This is a genomic window from Acidisoma sibiricum (assembly GCF_057837225.1).
This window is the reverse complement of the sequence record NZ_CM174445.1, coordinates 3,579,026-3,599,892: the sequence shown is the minus strand read 5'-3', so window position 1 is coordinate 3,599,892 and position 20,867 is coordinate 3,579,026. Positions and strand designations below refer to the sequence as shown.

Genomic DNA, 20,867 nt, shown 5'->3' with positions numbered 1-20,867 from the left:
GATGTCGCAGATCAATCAGGGGTGGGGCAGCGGTCCGACTGCGCGGTATGAGGCACTGGCCGCGCGCTTTCGTCCCGTCTTCGCGCGCATAAGGGAAGGTGCGGTCGAGCGTGAGATCGGCCGCCGTCTGCCCTTCGCGGAAATCGGCTGGCTGAAAGAGGCGGGTTTCACCGCGCTGCGCCTGCCCGAGGCTGAGGGTGGCGTGGGTGCCACTTTGCCGGAATTCTTCAATCTGCTCATCGAGCTGTCGGCCGCCGATTCCAATATCACCCAGGCGCTGCGCGCCCATTTCGGCTTCGTCGAAGAAGCGGTGCAGACCACCATCCCCGGCCGGGCGGAGATCTGGTGGCCGCGCATTGCCCGCGGCGAGACCGTCGGCAGTGCCCGCAGCGAGGCCGGGGAGGCGGCGCAGGCGGCATTCGACACGCAGCTGCAGCGCGTGCCGGACGGCTGGGTCATCAACGGGCGGAAATTCTACACTACGGGATCGCTTTATGCCGATTGGCTGCATGTCGCGGCGACGCGGGTGGAGGACGGCGTCTCAGCCACCGCGCTGGTGCGGCGGGATGCGCCGGGCCTGACCGTCATCGATGACTGGAGCGGCTTCGGTCAGACGCTCACGGCCAGCGGCACCGCGACTTTCGCGGATGTGCGCGTGCAGGATGCCGATGTCGTCGAGGACAGCACGATTTTCCCCTATACGCTGCCCTTCTATCAGCTGGTGCATCTGGCGACTTTGGCCGGCATCGGCCGCGCGGCGGCGGATGACGTGGCGCAGGCGGTGACGCGCCGCAATCGTGGCTACAGCCATGCCAATGCCGCTTTGCCGAAGCAGGACCCGCAGATCCTTCAGGTCATCGGCCGGGTGCGCGGGGCGGCCTACGCCGCCGGCGCCATCGTGCTGAAAGTGGCCGAGGCGGTGGAGCGGGTGGCGGCAGCGCCCCATGACGAGACCGCGCTGGCCATCGCGGAAATTGAATCCGCCCAGGCGGTGGGCGTGGTGACGACGCTGATCCTGGACGCGACGACCATCCTGTTCGACGCGCTGGGGGCCTCGGCCGTGCTGCGCGCGGGCAGTTTGGACCGCTACTGGCGCAATGCGCGCACGCTGAGCAGCCATAATCCTCGCATCTACAAGGACCGTGTCGTGGGCGATTTCGCGGTCAATGGTGCCGCCCCGCCGCAATCCTGGCGGGTCGGCCGGGTCTGAGCAGAAGCGCGCCGACCCCGGCGCTGCCCAAGGTCGGCATAGCTTTGCGCCATATTAACGAATGAAAATAGGCTATATAAAAAATTACCTTGAGTGACAGTTCGATCTGGGGCAGAGAATTTTGCCGCGGCATACCAGGATTAAACACGATAAAATCGTTTAATCTTGACAGCCAGGACGCGACACTGTCTGGCCGCGTTCCGCTCGTGCCGAAGCCTACCGATGGACCCGAGGCCGGTCACGCCCGGGTCCAAGTCCACCGCCGAGGAAGCTGACGATGACACGCGAAATTCTGTTCAACGCTTTCGATATGAATTGCGTGGTTCATCAGTCACCCGGCCTGTGGCGCCATCCGCGTGACCGTGCCGACCGCTATATCGACCTCGCCTATTGGACCGATCTCGCGAAGATTCTGGAGCGCGGCAAGTTTGACGCGCTGTTCCTGGCCGATGTGCTCGGCGTCTATGATGTCTATGGCGGCAATACCGATACCGCGCTGCGCGAGGCGACGCAGGTGCCGCTGAATGACCCGATGCTGACCGTCTCGGCCATGGCAAGCGTGACGGAGCATTTAGGCTTCGGCGTCACCAGCACCCTGTCCTATGAGCCACCCTTTACCTTTGCCCGCCGGATGTCGACGCTCGATCATCTGACCAAGGGACGAATCGGATGGAATATCGTCACTGGCTATCTGGATAGCGCTGCGCGCGGTGTATCCGGTGCCGCATCACAGCCCAAGCATGATACGCGCTACCAGATCGCCGAAGACTATATGGCGCTGACCTACAAGCTGTGGGAAGGCAGCTGGGAGGACGGGGCGGTCTTGCGCGACCGTGAGCGCGGCATTTTCACCGACCCCACCCGCGTGCATCGCATCCAGCATGATGGTGATTTCTTCAAGCTTAATGCGATCCATCTCAGCGAGCCGTCGCCCCAGCGCACGCCGGTGCTGTTTCAGGCCGGCACCTCCAGCAAGGGACGGGATTTCGCTGCGCGCCACGCGGAATGCGTCTTCATGGCGGCGCCCACGAAAACAGTCGCGAAATCCTATGTCGCGGATATCCGCCGCCGCGCCGCGGACTATGGCCGCGATCCGCGCGCCATTCGCATCTTCAACCTGACCACCGCGATTGTCGGACGGACGCCGCAGGAAGCGCGCGACAAGCATGCGGATTACCGGAGCTATGTCAGCCATGCCGGCGCGCTGGCGCTGATCTCCGGCTGGACGGGTATCGACTTCTCCTCCTACGACCTTGATGAACCGATCCGTTATATCCGCAACGAGGCTGTACATTCCGCAGTCGAATCCTTCACCACCGCGGACCCTGACCGGGTTTGGACCGTGCGTGAAGTGGCCGAGCATGTCGGGATCGGTGGTTTTGGCCCGCTGCTGGTGGGATCGGCGGTCGAGGTGGCCGACGAGATGGAAGCCTGGATCGCGGAGACCGATCTCGATGGGTTCAACCTCGCCTATGTCGTGACGCCGGAAACCTTCGCCGATATCGCCGATCTGCTGGTGCCGGAATTGCAGCAGCGCGGCCGCTACAAGACCGAGTACGCTCCGGGCACGTTGCGCGAAAAACTCTTTCCCGGCCGGGGGCCACGGCTCGCCGCGCCGCACCCTGCCGCTGCAGTCCGCCCCCTTGCCAAGGAAGCCGCAGAATGAGCGCCGCTGAGCAGCTTGCCCCCGTCACGGTCATTCGCGACGATGCCGAGGCCCTCGCAGTTGCGCATCGCCTGGCGGCCGAATTTGCCCTGGGCGCCGTCGAGCGTGACCGCGATCGCCGGCTGCCGCATGTCGAAATCGACCGCTATTCGCAAAGCGGACTCTGGGCCATCACGGTGCCGCGGGACTATGGCGGGGCCGGCGTTTCTGCGGCGACGCTGGCGGAAGTGACGGCCATCATCTCTGCCGCCGATGGCAGCATCGGCCAGATTCCGCAAAACCATTACTTCGTTCTGGAAGCGCTGCGGCTGACGGGGAGCGAGGCGCAGAAGCGCCTGTGGTTCGGCCGTGTGCTGGCCGGCGCCCGCATCGGCAATGCGCTGAGCGAAGCGGGCGGCCGCACGGTGCATGACTATGCAACGACAATCCGGCCGAACGATGATGGCAAGCTCGCCATCAATGGCCGTAAATTCTATTCGACCGGCGCGCTGTTCGCGCATTGGGTCGCAGCTCTCGCCAAGGATGAGCAGGACCGTGTGGTCTTCGCCTTTATCAGCCCCGATGCGCCGGGCGTGACCCTGATCGATGACTGGTCCAGCTTCGGCCAGCGCACCACGGGCAGCGGCACGACGGTGTTCGAGGATGCGCTGGTCGAGCCCGATGCCGTCATTCCCTTCTATGAATCCTTCGAGACTCCGACCAGCATGGGGCCTCTGGGACAGATCATCCATGCCGCCGTCGATATCGGCATCGGCCGCGGGGCGCTGGCTGAGACGATCGACTTCGTGCGCACCAAATCCCGTCCCTGGATCGACAGCGGCAAAGAGACTGCGGCTGAGGACCCCTACACGATCGCTGCTATTGGCGACCTCACGCTGCGCCAGCATGCGGCGGATGCGCTGCTCGCACGCGCCGGTCACGCGGTTGACCTGGCGGCGCGGGAGCCGAATGAGGAGACGGTGGCGCTCGCCTCCGTCGCGGTCGCCGAAGCGCGCGCCTGGGGCACGGAGGCGGCGCTTGCCGCTGCCAACAAGCTGCATGAGCTGGCGGGCACGCGCTCCACCCTTGCGCAGCACGATCTCGATCGCTATTGGCGCAATGTGCGCGTGCATACGCTGCACGATCCGGTGCGGTGGAAATATGCCGCCATCGGCAATTACTATCTCAACGGTATCAAGCCACCGCGTCACGGAGCGCTGTGAGCATGCCGGAGGAAGCGCTGGCGCTATGCGGGATCGTCAAGATCTTCGGTGCCGCGCGCGCTTTGGATGCTGCGAGCCTGGTTGTCAGGCCCGGCGAAATTCACGGTTTGATCGGCCAGAACGGGGCCGGCAAGTCCACCATCATCAAGGTGCTGGCGGGCCTCTATAAGCCTGACGATGGCACAGTCGCGATCGGCGGCGAGATATTGCCGCATGTGACGCCGCGCGCGGTGGAAGCGCGGGGCGTTCATATTATCCATCAGGAGCCGCTGCTGCCGCCGAGCTTTACGGTGGCGGAAGCGCTGTTCCTGGGCCGGGAGCGGCGGATCGGGCCATTTCTGGCGAAGCGGCGTATGGCACGCGAGGCCGAGTGGATCATCGCGGCCCAGTTCGATATCGCGATTGCGGGCGACGCGCTGATCGGCGACCTGAGTGCGGCCCAGCGGCAGATCGTGCAGATTACCCGCGCGCTGATGGACCGTCCGCGCGTACTGGTCTTTGATGAGCCAACGGCGGCGCTCGTAAGGCAGGAGGCGAACCGGCTGTTTGCCATCATCCGGCGGCTGAGCCGCGAGGGCACTTCTATTGTCTATATATCGCATTATCTGGAAGAGGTGCGGGACCTGTGCGACCGCGTCACCATCCTGCGCAATGGCCGTGATGTCGCGACCCTGGACCCGCGCGAGACACCGATGGCCGAGATGGTGTCGCTGATGATCAACCGGGATATCAGTGACATGTTTCCGAAACAGAATGTGCCGCGGGGCGAGCCGATTTTGGCAGTCCGGTCGCTGCACCGCGCTGGCAGTTTCGCCGATGTCAGCTTTACTCTGCACGGGGGTGAAATTCTGGGCCTCACCGGTCTGCTCGGCTCGGGCGCCAAGGAAGTGCTGCAGGCGCTGTTCGGTCTGACGCAGGCGGATGGCGGGGAAATCCTGGTGCGTGGCAAGCCGGTTTCCATTCCGTCCCCCGGCCGCGCCGTCGCGCGGGGCCTGGGCCTGGTGCCGGAAGATCGGCGGCATCAGGGCGTGGCACTGGATATTTCCGTGCGCGAGAATGCGACCCTCGCGAGCCTCGGCAAGCTGACGCGCTTCGGCCTCATCGATGGCGGGCAGGAGCGGCGGCAGGTGCAGGGCCTGATCGAGCGGCTTGGTATCAAGACGCCGGGGACTGAGACGCGGCTGCGTGATCTCAGCGGCGGCAATCAGCAGAAGGTTGTGCTCGCCAAATGGCTGAGTGCGCAATCGGACGTCTATATTCTGGATGAGCCGACGGTCGCGGTGGATGTCGCCGCGAAGGTGGAAATCTACCGGTTGCTGGGCGATCTCGCGGCGCGCGGTGCCGCCATTCTGATTCTGTCCACCGATCTGATGGAGCTGCGCGGCATCTGCGACCGCATCCTGGTCATGTATCGCGGCCGCATCACCCAGCGGCTGCTGCCGGCCGAAACTACGGCGGACGAGATCCTGGCGGCCGCGACTGGCGCCGATGGCCGTTTGCAAGCGCCGGAGGCCGCATGAGCAGCGATACCATTCTGCCGACCTCGGGGCAGTCCTTCGCGCCTGATCACAGCCGCGCCAAACCGCGGCGCCCGTTCCTCGGATCGGGCCAGTTGATTCGCCTGGCGTCGTTCTTTGCGCTGATTGCCGTATTCGCCTATTTTTGGATCTTCGCCCCCGGTTTCGCGGGTTTCGGCAATCTCACGAATATCATCGAGCAGTCTGCCGTCCTGGGGCTGCTGGGCTTTGGCATGACGGTGGTCATCATCGGTGGTGGTGGCGATGTCATCCGCGGCGGTATCGATCTCTCGCTCGGCGCCAATCTGGGTCTGTGCGTGGCAGTTTACACGGTCTCCACGAATGCCGGTTTTTCCGATGCCTCCGCCGTGGGCTTGACAGTGGCGACGGGGGCGGCTGTCGGGGCGCTGAATGCGCTGGCGGTGGTCAGCCTTACTATGCTGCCGCTGCTCGCGACTTTGGCCGTGATGAATATCTGCGGCGGGCTGGAACTGGTGCTGACTCAGAACACGGTGATCAGTTCAACCTCGCCCTTGCTCGCCTGGATCACCGGCGCGGATTGGCTGGGTCTGTCGGTGACGAGTTGGTCCCTGGTGATTGTCGCAGTGCTGATGCTGGTGCTGATCCATCGCACGCCCTGGGGGCTGCGGCTGCAGGCGGTGGGCGGCCACGCCCAGGCGGCGCGCGCGGCGGGTTTGCGCGTCTCCGTCTATATCGCGGCGAGCTATATCGGTGCCGGAGTGCTGGCGGCCTTCGCCGCCATCCTGCAGGCAGCGCGGCTTTCCGGCAGTTCGCCCGGATCGGGCGATATCCTGCTTTCTGTCGTGCTGACCAGCCTGATGAGCGTGGTCTTTTCGCGCCGGCTGCTGCCCTCCATCGGTGGCACCATCCTTAGCGTCTTGTTCATCGGTGGCCTGATCAACGGTTTCCAGCTGCTCAATGTGTCGAGCTACTGGGTCAATGGCGTGCAGGGTGTGCTGATCCTCGCGATCGTGGCGCTGCGATCGGTGTCACGACCCGCGGGAGCCGCCTGATATGTCCCTGGCCCTTGGCACGACATCCCCGAACCGCCTGCTGATCGCGCGCCTGGTGCGCTGGGTGAGCCCGGTCGCGCTGCTGACGCTGTTTGTCATCTTCGCGGTCGCCTCGCCCACCTTCCGCACGCCCGGCAATCTGCTGCATATTCTGGTCAACAACTTCACCCTGCCGGCGATCGTGGCCCTGGGCATGACGCTGGTCGTCTCGGCCGGCGGCATCGACCTTTCGGTCGGCACCTCGGCCGATATCGCGGCGATGATCTCGGTCACGCTGATGGCGGCGGGCCACGGCCTGGCGCTGAGCCTGGCGGCCGGTCTAGGCGGCGCGCTGGGCGTAGGGCTGGTCGATGCCCTGCTGATCGCGGGGCTTGGCATCAGCCCCTTTCTGGCGACGCTCGGTGTGCTGTTCGTGGGCGAGAGCGTGCAGCAATTGGCGACCAATGGTGGCACGCCGATCTATCTCGTCTCCAACTTCCCTGCGGCTGGTCTGACGGCTCTTGCCCACGGCATATTTCTGGGGCTGCCGGCGCCCTTATGGATTCTTCTCGCGGCCGTCATCCTGGTGCAGGTGTTGCTGGGCGGCACGGCCTTCGGGCGGCATGTGCGCGCCATCGGTGCCGCGCCGCAAGTTGCGCGCTATTCCGGCCTGCCGGTCAGCCGCACGACCTGGGCGGTCTACATCCTGTCCGCATTGCTCTGCGGTGTCACCGGCCTGCTGCTGGCCGCGACCGTCAAATCCTACGTCCCGCTCTCGGGCAATGCCTTTCTGCTTGATGCCATCGGCGCCGTTTTCGTCGGCACCACGATCAGCCGGGAGGCGAAACCCAATGTCCTGGGCACGCTGCTCGGCGTTTTCCTTTTTGGCATGCTGCATAACGGATTGCTGCTGATCGGCTGGAACTTCTACTGGCAGCAGGTCGCGGTTGGCCTGCTCGTTTTCGCGGTTCTGGCAGTGAGCTTCGCGGCTCGCAGTCTGCAATCCGCCGAGTGAATCAAACCCCTATGGAGTTCATCAGAATGTCGTCCAAGATTCCCGTTCTTTTCGGGCTGACGCTCGCACTGGGCCTAGGCGCCGCAGGTGTGGCGCAAGCCGATGACGTGCCAAGCCTGAAAGGCAAGCGCATCGGCATCACCGTCATCGGGACCGAGCATTACTGGGATCTGAAGGCCTATCAGGGCCAGATCGACGAGGTGAAGCGTCTGGGCGGCATCCCCATCGCCCTCGATGGCGGCCGCAACGACAGCCGCCAGATCAGCCAGATCCAGACGCTGATCGCGCAGAAGCCCGATGTCATCGTCGAGCAGCTAGGCAATGGGCCAGTGCTGCAGCCCTGGCTGAAGAAGATCCGCGCGGCCGGCATTCCGCTGTTCACGGTGGATACGATCTCCCCCTACAGCATCAATGATACGACATCCGACAATTACAGCATCGGCGAGAAGCTGGCTTTGCAGCTGGCCAGCGACATTCACGGCCGCGGCAATATTCTGGTTTTCAACGGTTTTTACAGCGTGCCGGTTTGCGCCATTCGCTATGACGAGCTGAAGCTGGTGCTGAAGGCCTTCCCGGATATCCATATCGTCCAGCCGGAACTGCGCGACGTCATCCCCAATACCGTGCAGAACGCCTATAGCCAGGTCACTGACCTGCTGCAGAAATATCCTAACAAGGGCGATATCGCTGCCGTCTGGTCGGCCTGGGATGTGCCGCAGGTGGGTGCCACGCAAGCCATCATCGCGGCCCACCGGCCCGAGGTTCGGACCTATGGCGTGGATGGCAGCCCTGATGTCGTGAAGATGGTCGCTGACCCGAATTCACCGGCCGCGGCGGTCGCCGCCCAGCAACCCTATATCATCGGCAAGACGGCGATCGACAATGTCGCGCGCTATCTCGCGGGCAACCACGATCTGCCGCCCTATACCTTCATCCCCGCCATTCTCGTGAATAAGGAGAATGCGAAGACGGCAGCGGCGGAACTCGGCCAGAGCTGACTTTGGTCCACGGGGCGGAGCCATGGCCGGAATGGCCGCAGCTCTGCCCGTCTCCGCCAGAGTATGGGGGCTGACGCATAGCATGCGTCAGCAATTCGTCCGGCCTTGCATGGCGCAATCCTGGATCGCGCCGGTACGGTGCAGCACCCCACTGATCCAGATACCACCGACGATCAGAAAAATGACGACGACAAGTGCGATGAACGCGCCTCGGCGACTGTTCGGCGGCTCGCTCATGGGTTGACCTTGTCCACACTCCGTCCCTCGCGTCGTCGACAGACCAATGCCTGCGCAGTAACGGCATCCCCGATGGCGACGCGTTGCAGTGTCATTCCAAGGTATTATGCCAGCGCAACCCGTGTTGTCTGCAGACCCGCGGTTCAGGACCCGTTGACTTGCCTGGCGGCCTTTTTCTGCTCGTGCTTGTTCATTTCATGGCCCACGACGCAGCCGGCAGCGGCACCGAGCACCGCATGGTGATGGGCGACATGGCCGGCGACGGCGCCAACGGCCGCGCCAGAGACGCAGCCCGCTGCATGGGCTGAGCCTGCCAAGAGGCCGGTGGCGAGAGTAGCGGCGAGAAAGAGGGTGCTGTGTTTCATCGAGCTTACCTAGGTGCGGCCTCTGTCGAGACAAGGGGCATGTCTGCACCTCAGTCTGCTGGATAGATGCCTTTCAAGACGACATCAAAATGATGGTCGATGGAGGTTGTGCATCCGCAGGCGAGGCGCTGCAGGCCGGCCTCATCCAATACGACAAAGACCCCGCGCCGCGTCGTAATAAGTCCGGCTTCCCGCAATTTGCGGACGGTCTGGGTGACGAAGGTGCGCCCGACTCCCAGCAATTCCGCCAGTTGCTCCTGCGTCATCTCGAATTCGGCGCCTCTGGTGCGCTTGACGGCCGCCAGCAGCCACTTCGCGCTGCGCTGCGTGATGGTATGCGTCGCGTTGCAGGCGGCCGTCTGAAAGACCTGGGCCAGCAGGCAGTCTGAGTAGCGCGCAAACCAGTGGCGCAAATGGATCGAGTCGAGCTTCGCATGTTCCAGCGCGGTGGTTTTTATCCGCAGAAAATGACCGCCGCTGCGCACGACCACTGTCGAGAAAGAGGGTAGGCTGCCGTTCGAGACAATCCCCCCTATCGCGCCTTCACGGCCGACGACCGCCACCTCCACGGCGTTGTTGCTGTGATCGGTATCAACCGTAAAAGAGGCCATGGCGGAACCGCAGGGAAACCAGGTATCGACCACTGTTTCACCGGCACGCTGCAGGATATCGCCCGGCTTGAGATCGAAGACCAGCATATGCGGGACAAGCCGGTTGCGATCCGCCTCCCATAAAGTTGATAGAAGCGCATTTCCTGAAAGGTCTTCTGGACTGGGAGTAGCCATCGTTGTCTCGCTTTAGCACTGCAGAATTTCTGTCCCGAGCGTCTACAAGTGGACGGACGGCTTCCTATTTCTATGTTACTCGCGAACACAACTGATTGAGATAGGGCTCATGGGCGCGTTCACTGGTGCAGCAGCAGGCGGGACAGGGCAGGGCGCGTACGGCGTGCTTGATGCTGCTGCCCAAATGCGAGGTCTCCGCCGCTAGAGCGATCACAGAGCGAAAGCTGTGCTTGCTTGGCTGCTTGGCGCCTGCCGAGGGCTTGATGACTGACAAACACGACCCAGTCTTCGACCATTGTGTCGATGGGATATGATGACCCGAGCATGATTGAAAAGACGGACCTTACAAATTGCGACCGGGAGCCTATTCATATTCCCGGGTCCATCCAGCCGCACGGCGCCATGCTTGTGCTTGACGCCGACAGCTTCACGCTGCGCTTTGCCTCGGCCAATGCGCCAGCGTTTCTGGGCGTAAGCGACATCGTGCATGGGATGCCGCTTGCCGATATTGTGGGGCGGGACGTAGCGCATGATATTCGCAATGCATTTGCCAAGGCGGGCGGTTCGGAAGTAGCGGGCATTTTGCTTGGCGCGAGGCTTCCCGGCGTTGCAGACGCGCTTGATGTGATCATGCATCGCCATCAGGAATTCACCTTCGTTGAATTCGAGCGCGCAGCGGATAGCGCTGGCAGTGCAGAGGGCGCACTCGATATCACGCAGATGCTTGTGCGCAAGATTGGTCTGCATACCGATGTCGGGCAGATCGCGGTAACCGGGGCACGGCTGATACGATCCATGCTGGGATATGACCGGGTCATGGTCTATCAATTCCTGCACAATGGCGCCGGACGCGTGATCGCGGAAGCCAAAAACGGCACTCTTCCCAGTTTTCTGGGGCAGCATTTTCCTGCCTCCGACATTCCCTATCAGGCGCGGCGCCTCTATCTCCAAAATACCATAAGGATGATCGGAGATTCAGCCTATCTGACGGTGCCTATCCTACCGGCATTGCGCCCAGGCGACAAGCCGGTTGACATGTCATTTTCTCAGCTTCGCAGTGTCTCTCCCATCCACTGCGAATATTTGCAGAACATGGGTGTGCAGGCATCGCTCTCGATTTCCGTCATCGTCGATGGTGAACTGTGGGGGCTGATTTCATGCCACCATGACAGTCCTAAGCGCGTGCCGCTGCCTTTGCGCATCGGTGCCGAGCTGTTCGGGCAATATTTCTCTCTTCAGATCGCGGTGGCTGAACGCAGGGCCGAGATTTTGGCCGCCAATCTGGCGCGCGAGCGGCTGGACAAGATCATAGGCGCTTTGGGCGCCGATGGATCTTTGTCTGCCAAATTACGCGAGAATCTGGGCGAGTTTGCGTCCCTGATCCAGTCCGATGGAGCTGCACTTTGGGTTGATGGGCACTGGACCGCCTTGGGGCTGGCGCCGTCGGCCGCTGCGGTGCCGGCGCTGCTCGACCATATCCGCGACAAGGCCAAGGCGTCGATTTGGCACACCCAGGAACTGCGTTCCAATCTCAGTTCCGACCAATACGGAACGGTGGTGGCCGGTGCCTTGGCCATTCCACTGTCGGCATCGCCGCGCGATTACCTGCTGCTGTTTCGGAGTGAGGAAGCACACAATATTGAATGGGCCGGTGCGCCCTTCAAGACGGTGGTCTCGACGCCCCAGGGCGAAAGGCTCAGCCCGCGGGGCAGCTTTTCAACCTGGCGGGAAGACGTGCGCGGCCGATCGCAGCCTTGGACCGACCCGGAACTGGCGATTGCCGAGGCGATCCGCAACTATGTTCGCGACGTTGTCCTCAGACATACCGAGATCAACGAAGAGGAACGCGCCCGCGCTGAAAAGAGGCGCCGCGTGATCAACGCGGAACTCAATCACCGGGTGAAAAACATCATCGCGCTGGTCAAATCCATCGCCTTGCAGACCGGGGCCCATGCGGCGAGCGTTGCCGACTATTCGGCGTCGCTGGAGGGCAGGCTGCGGGCCCTGGCCTTCGCCCATGACCAGTCGCTGGGCAGCAGCACCGGCGATCTTGGGACTTTGGTCGAAGCTGAGGCGAGCCTGCATCGCTACGGCGGCGCGCCGGACAGGGTGGTGGTGTCCGGTCCGGGAATCAGGCTGGACGACCGCAGCTTCGGCGTGCTGGCGCTGGTCGTGCATGAGATGATGACCAATGCCGCGAAATACGGCGCCTTGTCCGTGTCGACGGGCAAGCTGACCATCGGCTGGCGCCGCGACGCCGACGGCAATTGCGAAATCTCCTGGGCCGAGCGGGGCGGACCGGCACTCGCCAAACCCAGGCTCGAAGGCTTTGGCTCCAAGCTGATCCGCACGACGGTCGCGCATGATCTTGGCGGCTCCGTTACCATCGACTACGCGCCGGAAGGGCTGCAGGCTAAACTGGTGGTGCCCGCGGCGCGTATCAGTTCAGCCGAACCGCTGGCGGTCCGCACGGCTGCCGCCGAGACGGCTGTGACCAGCCTCGATGGCCTGTCCGTGCTGATCGTCGAAGACCAGGCGCTGATTGCCCTGGATATTGAAGAAATGATCCGTAAGCTTGGCGCGCGCGAGATCCGGCTGTCCCCCAATGTGGGCGATGCGCAGAAGGCTATCCAGCATTTCGGCGCGGATATCGCGGTGCTCGATTTCAATCTGGGGGCCGAGACCTCCGAAGCGATCGCCGACCAGCTTTTAAGCCAGGGCATCCCCTTCGTCTTCTCGACCGGCTACGGCGACAGCCTGATGATACCCGAGCGGTTCAGGCAGGTTCCCGTCGTCAGAAAGCCGGTCAATGAAGCGGCTCTGGCGGCGCAGCTGGGGCTTGCGCAGAGCATCCTGCACTGAAGCGGCGCTGTCGCTTCGTTGCCGGATCATTCACGGCGGCGGTTAGTGCTGGACGGTGCCATAGTCCATGGCATCAAGATCGCTGATCAGGTCCGGGCCGGTCGGTGCCCAGCCGAGCTTGTGCCGCGTTTGCGCGCTCGACGCGGTCATATCCAGATTGGCAAACATGGCGAGCCAGCCAAAATGGTCTGGCGCTTCTGCCTGCGGGATGGATTTGACCGGGACATTCAGGCCGCGGCCGATGGACTCGGCGATCGCCCGCGCCGTGACGCCGTCTTCAGCGACGGCATGATAGCGCGCCCCGGCTTCCCCGCGCTCCAGCGCCAGCCGGTAGAGGCGCGCGACATCCAGCACATGCGCGGCCGACCAGCGGGTGAGCCCGTCATCCACATAGGCCGAGACGCCTTTTTCGCGCGTCGCGGCGACAAAATAGGTGATCAGGCCCTGCTTGACCGTGTCATGAACCTGGGGAAGGCGCACCACTGAGATATTGACGCCGGTCGCCAGCACCGCTTGGGCCGCGATTTCGGTAGTGACGCGCGGATTCGGGTGGTGGAGATTGACGACGTCCTCGGTCGCGGGCTGGCCTGCGGCCGCGATTCCGATCCCGACCCCGGAGGTGACCAGCACAGGCCGATCGGAGCCCGCGAGCGCGGCGCCGAGGGCCAGGATGACGCGGCGGTCCTTCTCGCAATTGGCGGCGAAATTCGTAAAATCGTGGTCGAAGGCACAATGGATGACGCCCTCGGCCAGCGCCGCACCGCGACCGACACTGTCCGCGTCTTCCAAGGTCGCGCGATAGGGCTCGGCCCCGGCGGCGACCAGGGCCGCCGCACCGGCATCGGATCGCGTCATGCCGATCACCTGATGACCGGCCTGTATCAGCTCTGGGATAATGGCCGATCCGATAAAGCCGGTCGCGCCGGTGACGAATACGCGCATGGCGAAAGCTCCGTTATGGTCCGGCGCTTGATATCCCCCTAAGCTCGATACTGTTAAAGTAGTGACCTTATCATGGTATAATTACCACTAGGATCGGCATGGCGGGCGAGACCGATAAGCGGCTGGGCAGCTATTTGAAGGATCGTCGCATGCGGCTTGATCCGGCGAGCCTCGGCTTTCCGCAGGCGCGGCGGCGAACGCCCGGTCTGCGCCGGGAAGAGGTCGCCCAGCGCGCCAATATCAGTCCGACCTGGTATACGTGGCTGGAGCAGGGACGCGGTGGGGCGCCATCAGCCGATGTGCTGAACCGGATCGCCTTGGGGCTGATGCTGACCGAGCCGGAGCGCGAACATCTCTTTCTGCTCGGCCTCGGCCATCCCCCGGAAGTTCATTATACGCCGGCCGAGGGCGTAACGCCGCGGCTGCAGCGCCTGATCGATTCCTTCGAGGTCAGTCCGACGATCGTCAAGACCGCGACCTGGGACATCGTCGCCTGGAATGCCGCGGCCGCTGTCTTGCTGACGGATTACGGCGCGCTACAGCCAAGCCAGCGCAATATTCTGCGTCTGATGTTTGAAAACAGCCATATCCGCGCGGCGCAGGACGATTGGCAAAGCGTCGCGCGCTTCGTGGTGGGCGCCTTCCGCGCCGATGCGGCGCGGGCGGGGGCCGTGGCGGAAATTGAGGCTCTGGTCGCAGACCTATGCCGGTTGAGCCCGGAATTCGCGACCCTGTGGCGGAACAACGACGTGATCAGCCAGGGGGAAGGTCTCAAACGTCTGCACCATCCCGTGCTTGGTCTGATCGAACTGGAATTTTCAGGCTTTGCGGTTGATGGCCGGCCTGATCTTGCGATGATGATCTACCACCCGGCCACGCCCGCAGAAGCCGCGCGCATTCGCGACTTCATCCGGGCTCGTCAGATGGTCAGCGCATAAGGCCGGCTGAGCGGAAGGGCGTTATGCCCGCTCAGCACCCGCGCTCAGGCGGCGGCGCGTTTCCCAGGGCCACTCGCTATTGAAGCGCTTGAGCAAGCTTGGCTGCCAGACGGCCACCACGGCGAGGAGATAAGGGACGACGACGATGATCACGAAAAACGACATCTTGAAGTCCTTCCGTTTTGGAAGCGTTCCCAGGCCCAGGCGAGGACCATAGCGCTCAAGATGGCTATTGGACAGAAGCGGATAGCGATTTTGGGGATTTTCGATCTGTAAATGAAAAGACTGGCGTCCCGTACGAGATTCGAACTCGTGTTACCGCCGTGAAAGGGCGGTGTCCTAGGCCTCTAGACGAACGGGACGAACCATTCTGGCAGTGCGATGAGATGCCCTGCGGCGCCACATCAGGCCGTGCCGCTGGGTAGCCGAGGGCCGGACGGGAATCAACCCCCAAGAGGCGCATTTTTGGTCAGGCGCGTGACAGAGCACGCCCGCGCCGGGCGCAAGACCTGTAGCCCGCGTCAGGCCCAGGCGGCATCCTGAAGGATGAAGCTGGCGCTGACGGTGCCGTTCCATTCCTCCGCCCGCAGATAGCCCGCCAGATGCAGCGGGCGGCGGCCGGTATCCATCAGCGCCTCCGCCAGCGGACCGGTCTTGGCGCGGAACAGCAGCGTCTTCAGCCTGCCGCCGCCTTCGCCTTCGATGATGGCCCGGATGGTGCCGCCGTCCTTGCCGATGCGGTCGGCTTTGCTGACGCGGGCATGGCTCATGACGAGCAGCGGCTCGTCATTGCCCTGGCCGAAGGGAGCGAGGCGGGAGAGGTGTTCCGCCACCTGCACGGTCGCACCCCGCGGCGTCATGACACCTTCGATGGCGAGCGCGGCGGCCGCTGGCATCAGGCTGGCGGCTGACAGACGGTCATTGAGGAAGCTGTGCAGTGCCAGCACGCCATCGATGGGCAGCGAAAAGCCGGCCGCCATGGCATGGCCGCCGCCGCGTTCCACAAGACCTCCCTGGCGCGCGGCCAGGACTGCCGCACCGATATCGATGCCGGGCACGGACCGGGCGGACCCGGTGGCGCGGCCATCAGCATAGGCCATGACGGCCGCCGGCCGGTTGAATCGTTCCTTGAGCCGCCCGGCGACAATGCCGACGACGCCGGCATGCCAGCCGTCGCCGCCCACCAACAGCGCGGGATGGCCGGCTGCGATCTGCGCTTCGGCAAGGCGGATCGCCCCCTCCATCACGCCCAGTTCGATCTGCTGGCGCTGACGGTTGACGCTGTCCAGCAGCTCGGCGATTTCGCGCGCCTCTTCGGGGTCCTGCGTCAGCAGCAGGCGCAGGCCGAGGCCGGAATCGGAGACACGGCCGCCGGCATTGATGCGCGGTCCGATGGCGAAGCCGCAGCTGGTCGCGGTCGGCACGCCGCGCGTGCCCGCAATCTCCAGCAGGGCGGCGATGCCCGGCCGCTGGCCGCGGGCCATGACGCGCAGCCCCTGAGCCACAAAGGCGCGGTTGAGCCCGGTCAGCGGCATGACGTCGCAGACGGTCGCCAGAGCGACCAGGTCGAGTAGCGCCATGAGGTCAGGCTCGGCCCGCTCCGCGCCGAAGAAGCCCTGCTGGCGGAGCTGGCGGATGAGGGCGACGGCGGTGAGGAAGGCGATACCGGTGGCGCAAAGGCTGCCCTGGCCGGAGCCGCAATCCAGCCGGTTGGGATTGACGGTCGCGAAGATCGCGGGGGGCGGCCCTTCCGCCTTGTGATGGTCCAGCACGATGCAATCCGCCCGGCCAGCGAGGCAGGTCAGGATATCATGGGCGGCGGTGCCGCAATCGACGCAGATGATGAGGCTCGCGCCCTTATCCACGAGGCTGCCGAGCGCGGTCGCGTTGGGGCCGTAGCCTTCCGTCGTGCGGTCAGGAATATGGGTATGGACGATGCAGCCCATGCCGCGCAGCAATTCGGTCATCAGCGCCGTCGAACAGGCGCCGTCGACGTCATAGTCACCAAAGATGCCGATCGTCTCACCGCTTTTGACCGCATCCGCGATGCGCGCGGCGGCATGGTCCATGTCGATCAGCGTGGAGGGGTTGGGCAGCAAGGCGCGTAGCGTCGGCGTCAGATAATGCGCGGCGTCTTCAATGCCGATGCCGCGCACGGCGAGCAGGCGGCCGACGATTTCCGGCAGATCCAGCCTTTGCGCGAGGCCGAGGCCGATATGCGCGGGCAGGTCGGACACGCCCGACCGCCACAGCCAGCGGCGCCCGGACAGGCTGGCATCCACGCCCAGGACAGGCTCGACCTCCGCCGCCGCGAGGGAAGAGGCGAGCGCGCTCAGCGCTGTATCCCCCAGGCCGCGGGCCGCGTCACGCGTTGGTCCAATGCTTGATGGAGAAGTCATGATGCGCTTCGACGAAGCGAACGGTGCCTGACTTGGAGCGCATGACGACGGAATGCGTCACCGCGCCGACTTCCGTGCGCAGCACGCCGCGCAGCATCGGCCCGGTGGTCACGCCTGTGGCCGCGAACATCACGTCCCCGCCCGCGATCTCATGCAGGCTGTATTTACGGTTGGGATCGACCACGCCCATGGTCCGGGCGCGCTCAATCTGCGTGTCGTCTTCGTACAGCAGCCGGCACTGCATCTGCCCGTTCATGCAGCGGAGCGCTGCCGCCGCGATGACGCCTTCAGGCGCGCCGCCGGAGCCGAGATAGATATCGACGCCGCTCTGCGGCAGCGCGGTCGCGATACAGCCCGCGACATCGCCGGCTTCGATCAGCATGATGCGGGCGCCGGCCTCACGGCAATGGGCGACGATCTCCTCATGGCGGGGGCGATCCAGCAGGCAGACGACGAGGTCGGAGATATCGACCTTCTTGGCGCGGGCCAGGTTCCGCAGATTGGCGCCCGCCGGGGCGTCCAGATCGACCACGCCCTGGGGCAGGCCGGCCCCGACCGCGATTTTCTGCATGTAGATGTCGGGCGCGTGCAGGAAGCGGCCCTTATCCGCCAGCGCGATCACCGCCATGCCATTGGCCGCACCCTTGGCGACGATTTCGGTGCCTTCCAGCGGGTCCACGGCGATATCCATCTCCGGGCCGCCGATGCCGACCTTTTCGCCGATATAGAGCATCGGCGCCTCATCCATCTCGCCTTCGCCGATGACGACGGTGCCAGAGATCGCGACTGAATCGAAGGCGTGGCGCATGGCTTCGACAGCCGCGCCGTCGGCCGCATTCTTGTCGCCGCGGCCGATCCATTTGGCGGCAGCGATGCCGGCCGCCTCGGTTACGCGCACCAGCTCCAAAGCCAGGTTACGGTCGGTATGTTGGCGGGGAAGCTGGGCCATGGCGTTGTCCTTCAAATTCGTCTCTGCAATCGTCATCCACGGCTTTATGCCGTGGATCTACCCGTTCAGGCGCCGTGGCGGGTAGCGGCCAGGCATGAAGCCGGGCAGGACGGGTCGACTGCTTCGCGGAGCCGAGTCTAGACCGGCCGGCGCCGATTCGGGAAATGGCGCGCGTCAGGCCGCGCCGATGCGGATCAGGGCCGGCGCTTCCAGCACGCTGTCGAGGCCGGCGATGGCCGCCAGCGCCTGCATCATCGCGCCCTCCGTCGTCTCATGCGTGACCAGCACGATGGGCACCGATTCGCCTGGAGCGCGGCCATGCTGGAGCATGGATTGCAGCGAGACGCCGGCGTCGCGCAGCACGGCGGTGACATCCGCCATGACGCCCGGCCGATCGCGCACCATCAGGCGCAGGTAATAGGCGCCGTGATGGGCCGACATCGGCAGCGCCGGCAGGGTGCCCAGCGCATGGCCTTCCGCACCCCAGATCGGGGTGAAACGCCCGCGCGCGATATCGATGAGGTCCGCCACGACCGCTGAGGCGGTGGGACCGGCGCCCGCGCCACGGCCCATGAGCATGACGCGGCCGACGAAATTGCCCTCCGCCACCACGGCATTGAAGACGCCATCGACCTGGGCGATCTCGTCCGCCTCCGGCACCATGGTGGGATGCACGCGCATGGACACGCCCTCGGCCGTGCGTCGCGCGATGCCCAGCAGCTTGATGCGGAAGCCGAGTTCGCGCGCGAAGGCGATATCGAGCGCAGTGATGCGCCGGATGCCCTCGACATGGAGGGCGGCGAAATCGACCGGCTGGCCGAAAGCGAGCGCGCCGAGGATGGCGAGCTTATGGGCGGCGTCGACGCCGTCGATATCGAAGGCGGGGTCTGCCTCGGCATAGCCGAAGGCCTGGGCATCGGCCAGAACCTCGGCAAACTCGCGGCCCTGCTCGCGCATCACGGTGAGGATGTAATTGCAGGTGCCGTTGAGAATGCCGGAGACGGCGCGGATTTCGTTGGCCGCGAGGCCCTCGCGCAGCGCCTTGATGGCGGGAATGCCGCCGGCGACCGCGGCCTCGAACGCCAGCGCTACGCCGTGCTGCTCGGCAAGCTGGGCGAGTTCGGCGCCATGGAGGGCGAGCAGCGCCTTATTGGCGGTGACGACGGGCTTGCCGGCGGCAATCGCCGCCCGCACGGTATCAGCGGCCGGCCCTTCCGAGCCGCCGATGACCTCGACCACGACATCGACATCTGTGTCTGTCGCGAGCGCCACGGCGGTGTCGTGCCAGGTCAGGCCCTCAGTCGAAATGCCGCGGTCGCGCGAGCGGTCTCGCGCCGAGACGGCCGTCACGATGATCGGCCGGCCGGCGCGGGCGGCGATGAGGGCCGCATTCTGTCGCAGAACGGTGAGCGTGCCGGCGCCAACGGTGCCAAGGCCCGCGATGCCGACGCGCAAGGGTTTGTGGGGGTCGCTCATGCCGATACCTGCGGAGTGGAAGCCTGCGAAGAGGCGGACGCATGGTTGGCGTCCTGGCCCAGGAAGCTGCGGATATTGCGCACCGCCTGCCGCAGGCGCTGGGTATTCTCGACCAGCGCGATGCGAACATGGCTGTCGCCGTATTCGCCGAAGCCGATGCCCGGGGCAACCGCGACATGCGCGCGCTCCAGCAGCAGCTTGGAGAAATCGAGACTGCCGAGATGGGCATAGCGCTCAGGAATGGGCGCCCACGCGAACATGGAGCCGCGCGGACTGGGGATGGCCCAGCCCGCGGCGGCGAGGCCCGGGATCAGAACGTCCCGCCGCTCCCGATACAGCTGGCGGGCGGCGTCCACGCAATCCTGCGGGCCGTTCAGCGCGGCGACGGAGGCGACCTGGATCGGCGTGAAGGCGCCATAATCGAGATAGGATTTCATCCGCATCAGCGCATTGACCAGGCGCGGATTGCCGGCCGCGAACCCCATGCGCCAGCCCGGCATGGAATAGGTCTTCGACAGGCTGGTGAATTCGACCGTGACGTCCTTGGCGCCTTCGACCTGCAGGACGGAGGGCGGCGGCTCACCCTCGAAAAACAGCTCGGCATAGGCGAGGTCGGACAGGATGTAGAACTCGTGCCGGCGGGCGAGCGCCACCAGCTCCTTGTAGAAATCGAGCGTCGCGAGTTCGGCCGTCGGGTTGGACGGAAAATTGACGATCAGCGCGGTCGGCTTCGGCACGGAATGGCGCACCGCCCGGTCAATCGCGCGCAGCATCTCGTCATCCGGGGTCGCGGGGATGGAGCGGACAGTGGCACCGGCGATGATGAAACCGAATTGATGGATGGGGTAGGAGGGGTTGGGCACCATGATGGTGTCGCCAGGGCTGGTGATGGCGGCAGCGAGATTTGCCAGACCCTCTTTCGAGCCCAGCGTCGCGATCACCTCCGTCTCAGGGTCGAGGCTCACGTCGAAGCGGCGCTGATAGTAGCCCGCCAGCGCCCGGCGCAGGCCGGTGATACCGCGGCTGACGGAATAGCGGTGGGTGCGCGGGTCCTGTACCGCTTCCACCAGCTTCGCCACGATATGCGGCGGCGTCGGGCTGTCTGGATTGCCCATGCCGAGATCGATGATATCGGCCCCTTCGGCGCGCGCCTCGGCCTTGGCCTTGTTGACCACGGCGAAGACGTAGGGCGGAAGCCGGCGGATGCGGTGGAACTCTTCGGTCATGGCAGCGGGTCCAGACGGGGGTGAAGCACGAAGGGGAAAAGCCGTTACGCTCAATCCCTCAGCGGCT

Annotated in this window: 18 protein-coding genes and 1 tRNA gene; 9 read left to right on the top strand and 10 right to left on the bottom strand. The window is 64.6% G+C overall.

Going from position 1 to position 20,867, the window contains the following annotated elements:
• Nucleotide 1: 1 nt before the first annotated feature.
• The 7 genes from AC3G7M_RS17110 (at nucleotide 2) to AC3G7M_RS17080 (ending at nucleotide 8,621) form a co-directional block, all read left to right on the top strand.
• The gene (locus tag AC3G7M_RS17110) at nucleotides 2-1,210 is read left to right on the top strand and encodes an acyl-CoA dehydrogenase family protein (protein WP_489213333.1); all 1,209 of its coding nucleotides are present in this window, start codon (nucleotides 2-4) and stop codon (nucleotides 1,208-1,210) included.
• A gap of 277 nt (nucleotides 1,211-1,487) precedes the next feature.
• Nucleotides 1,488-2,876: an LLM class flavin-dependent oxidoreductase gene (locus AC3G7M_RS17105; RefSeq protein ID WP_489213332.1), complete on the top strand. Its 1,389-nt coding sequence runs from the start codon at nucleotides 1,488-1,490 to the stop codon at nucleotides 2,874-2,876.
• Nucleotides 2,873-4,078 carry an SfnB family sulfur acquisition oxidoreductase gene (locus AC3G7M_RS17100; RefSeq protein ID WP_489213331.1) on the top strand — a complete coding sequence of 402 codons (1,206 nt, stop codon included), beginning with the start codon at nucleotides 2,873-2,875 and terminating at the stop codon, nucleotides 4,076-4,078. Before AC3G7M_RS17105 ends, AC3G7M_RS17100 begins: the two co-directional genes overlap by 4 nt.
• Before the next feature lie 2 nt (nucleotides 4,079-4,080).
• The gene (locus AC3G7M_RS17095; protein WP_489213330.1) at nucleotides 4,081-5,598 is read left to right on the top strand and encodes a sugar ABC transporter ATP-binding protein; all 1,518 of its coding nucleotides are present in this window, start codon (nucleotides 4,081-4,083) and stop codon (nucleotides 5,596-5,598) included.
• Complete coding sequence (locus tag AC3G7M_RS17090; RefSeq protein WP_489213329.1) at nucleotides 5,595-6,629, top strand: ABC transporter permease; 1,035 nt, start codon at nucleotides 5,595-5,597, stop codon at nucleotides 6,627-6,629. The genes AC3G7M_RS17095 and AC3G7M_RS17090 overlap by 4 nt, the downstream gene beginning before the upstream one ends.
• A 1-nt stretch (nucleotide 6,630) precedes the next feature.
• Nucleotides 6,631-7,623, top strand: coding sequence for an ABC transporter permease (locus AC3G7M_RS17085; protein WP_489213328.1), 993 nt, complete (start codon nucleotides 6,631-6,633; stop codon nucleotides 7,621-7,623).
• A gap of 26 nt (nucleotides 7,624-7,649) precedes the next feature.
• The gene (locus tag AC3G7M_RS17080) at nucleotides 7,650-8,621 is read left to right on the top strand and encodes a sugar ABC transporter substrate-binding protein (RefSeq protein WP_489213327.1); all 972 of its coding nucleotides are present in this window, start codon (nucleotides 7,650-7,652) and stop codon (nucleotides 8,619-8,621) included.
• Nucleotides 8,622-8,708: 87 nt separating this feature from the next.
• On the opposite strand, the gene AC3G7M_RS17075 is transcribed toward AC3G7M_RS17080, so the two are convergent.
• The 3 genes from AC3G7M_RS17075 to AC3G7M_RS17065 form a co-directional block, all read right to left on the bottom strand.
• Complete coding sequence (locus AC3G7M_RS17075) at nucleotides 8,709-8,858, bottom strand: hypothetical protein (protein WP_489213326.1); 150 nt, start codon at nucleotides 8,856-8,858, stop codon at nucleotides 8,709-8,711.
• 143 nt (nucleotides 8,859-9,001) lie between these two features.
• Complete coding sequence (locus AC3G7M_RS17070; protein WP_489213325.1) at nucleotides 9,002-9,223, bottom strand: hypothetical protein; 222 nt, start codon at nucleotides 9,221-9,223, stop codon at nucleotides 9,002-9,004.
• Between the two features lie 50 nt (nucleotides 9,224-9,273).
• A complete protein-coding gene (locus AC3G7M_RS17065; RefSeq protein ID WP_489213324.1) occupies nucleotides 9,274-10,008 on the bottom strand; it encodes a Crp/Fnr family transcriptional regulator in 735 nt (244 codons plus the stop codon).
• 324 nt (nucleotides 10,009-10,332) lie between these two features.
• Here AC3G7M_RS17065 and AC3G7M_RS17060 point away from each other — a divergent pair, with 324 nt between their 5' ends.
• Nucleotides 10,333-12,870 (top strand): HWE histidine kinase domain-containing protein, encoded by a 2,538-nt coding sequence (locus AC3G7M_RS17060; RefSeq protein ID WP_489213323.1) that lies wholly within the window; start codon nucleotides 10,333-10,335, stop codon nucleotides 12,868-12,870.
• 42 nt (nucleotides 12,871-12,912) lie between these two features.
• On the opposite strand, the gene AC3G7M_RS17055 is transcribed toward AC3G7M_RS17060, so the two are convergent.
• Nucleotides 12,913-13,812 (bottom strand): SDR family oxidoreductase, encoded by a 900-nt coding sequence (locus AC3G7M_RS17055; RefSeq protein WP_489213322.1) that lies wholly within the window; start codon nucleotides 13,810-13,812, stop codon nucleotides 12,913-12,915.
• Nucleotides 13,813-13,910: 98 nt separating this feature from the next.
• On the opposite strand from AC3G7M_RS17055, the gene AC3G7M_RS17050 reads away from it, so the two are divergent.
• On the top strand, nucleotides 13,911-14,750 hold the full coding sequence (locus AC3G7M_RS17050; RefSeq protein ID WP_489213321.1) for a helix-turn-helix transcriptional regulator: 840 nt from the start codon (nucleotides 13,911-13,913) through the stop codon (nucleotides 14,748-14,750).
• A 21-nt stretch (nucleotides 14,751-14,771) separates the two neighbouring features.
• On the opposite strand, the gene AC3G7M_RS17045 is transcribed toward AC3G7M_RS17050, so the two are convergent.
• The 6 genes from AC3G7M_RS17045 to AC3G7M_RS17020 all read right to left on the bottom strand — a co-directional run bounded on the left by AC3G7M_RS17045 (nucleotide 14,772) and on the right by AC3G7M_RS17020 (nucleotide 20,800).
• A complete protein-coding gene (locus AC3G7M_RS17045) occupies nucleotides 14,772-14,915 on the bottom strand; it encodes a hypothetical protein (RefSeq protein WP_489213320.1) in 144 nt (47 codons plus the stop codon).
• A gap of 121 nt (nucleotides 14,916-15,036) precedes the next feature.
• Nucleotides 15,037-15,112: transfer RNA gene (locus tag AC3G7M_RS17040), tRNA-Glu, on the bottom strand.
• 159 nt (nucleotides 15,113-15,271) lie between these two features.
• Complete coding sequence (gene recJ / locus AC3G7M_RS17035) at nucleotides 15,272-17,149, bottom strand: single-stranded-DNA-specific exonuclease RecJ (RefSeq protein ID WP_489213319.1); 1,878 nt, start codon at nucleotides 17,147-17,149, stop codon at nucleotides 15,272-15,274.
• A complete protein-coding gene (gene glpX, locus AC3G7M_RS17030; RefSeq protein ID WP_489213318.1) occupies nucleotides 17,115-18,098 on the bottom strand; it encodes a class II fructose-bisphosphatase in 984 nt (327 codons plus the stop codon). The genes recJ and glpX overlap by 35 nt, the downstream gene beginning before the upstream one ends.
• A 174-nt stretch (nucleotides 18,099-18,272) precedes the next feature.
• On the bottom strand, nucleotides 18,273-19,574 hold the full coding sequence (locus AC3G7M_RS17025) for a homoserine dehydrogenase (protein WP_489213317.1): 1,302 nt from the start codon (nucleotides 19,572-19,574) through the stop codon (nucleotides 18,273-18,275).
• Nucleotides 19,571-20,800 (bottom strand): LL-diaminopimelate aminotransferase, encoded by a 1,230-nt coding sequence (locus AC3G7M_RS17020; protein ID WP_489213316.1) that lies wholly within the window; start codon nucleotides 20,798-20,800, stop codon nucleotides 19,571-19,573. Before AC3G7M_RS17020 ends, AC3G7M_RS17025 begins: the two co-directional genes overlap by 4 nt.
• Nucleotides 20,801-20,867: the final 67 nt, after the last annotated feature.